Origin of the sequence: Rhodococcus sp. D-46 (genome assembly GCF_011290655.1) — a bacterium.
GTDB classification, from domain to species: domain Bacteria; phylum Actinomycetota; class Actinomycetes; order Mycobacteriales; family Mycobacteriaceae; genus Rhodococcus_F; species Rhodococcus_F qingshengii.
Genome location: NZ_JAANTF010000043.1, coordinates 1 through 1,325, shown reverse-complemented (window position 1 = coordinate 1,325; position 1,325 = coordinate 1). Strand labels below are relative to the sequence as shown.

Here is a 1,325-nt window from a genome sequence, read left to right as displayed (position 1 = left end):
CCGAAGCCGGTGGCTTAACCCCTTGTGGGAGGGAGCCGTCGAAGGTGGGATCGGCGATTGGGACGAAGTCGTAACAAGGTAGCCGTACCGGAAGGTGCGGCTGGATCACCTCCTTTCTAAGGAGCATCTCTTTCGCTCGCTGCACACAGGTGTGGTTGAGGAAAGCAGAGGCCATTTCGTTCCCGTATGTGGAACGGTGGTTGCTCATGGGTGGACGCTGACAAGCATTCGTTTTCGTTACTGCCGGCCTCAGTGCTGGTGGGAGAACAAATTATATCGGCATACTGTTGGGTCCTGAGAGAACACGCGAGTGTTTCCTCTCTAGGAAGTAACGACAAATGACTGCTGCAGTCATACCGCAAGATTTTTTTCTTGTTGGTGTCTGCGTGAGGTGGTTGTTTGTGTGTTGTTTGAGAACTGCACAGTGGACGCGAGCATCTTTGTTGTAAGTAATGAAGAGCGTACGGTGGATGCCTTGGCACCAGGAGCCGATGAAGGACGTAGGAGGCTGCGATAAGCCTCGGGGAGCTGTCAACCGAGCTGTGATCCGAGGATGTCCGAATGGGGAAACCCAGCACGAGTGATGTCGTGTTACCCGCGCCTGAATATATAGGGCGTGTGGAGGGAACGTGGGGAAGTGAAACATCTCAGTACCCACAGGAAGAGAAAACAACCGTGATTCCGTGAGTAGTGGCGAGCGAAAGCGGAAGAGGCTAAACCATGGGTGTGTGATAGCCGGCAGGTGTTGCATTCGTGGGGTTGTGGGGTTCATTTTGTCAATACTGCCGTGTTGGCCAACAGTAAGAAATCACAGGGTTAGTGGAAGTGGTCTGGAACGGCCTGTCGTAGAGGGTGAGAATCCCGTACACGAAAACTTTGTGACTGTTGTAATGGAAACCCAAGTAGCACCGGGCCCGTGAAATCTGGTGTGAATCTGTCGGGACCACCCGATAAGCCTGAATACTCCCTGGTGACCGATAGCGGACTAGTACCGTGAGGGAAAGGTGAAAAGTACCCCGGGAGGGGAGTGAAATAGTACCTGAAACCGTGCGCTTACAATCCGTCAGAGCCTTCGAGCAGTTTACTGCTGGGGGTGATGGCGTGCCTTTTGAAGAATGAGCCTGCGAGTTAGTGGCATGTCGCGAGGTTAACCCGTGTGGGGTAGCCGTAGCGAAAGCGAGTCCGAATAGGGCGAGTCAGTGGCATGCTCTAGACCCGAAGCGGAGTGATCTACCCATGGCCAGGTTGAAGCGACGGTAAGACGTCGTGGAGGACCGAACCCACTTAGGTTGAAAACTGAGGGGATGAGTTGTGGGTAGGGGTGA

General features: G+C 53.9%; 2 rRNA genes. Both read left to right on the top strand.

Going from position 1 to position 1,325, the window contains the following annotated elements:
* Nucleotides 1-116: ribosomal RNA gene (locus G9U53_RS33235) — 16S ribosomal RNA — on the top strand; the annotation flags it as partial.
* A gap of 327 nt (nucleotides 117-443) precedes the next feature.
* Nucleotides 444-1,325 (top strand): 23S ribosomal RNA (locus G9U53_RS33230); the annotation flags it as partial.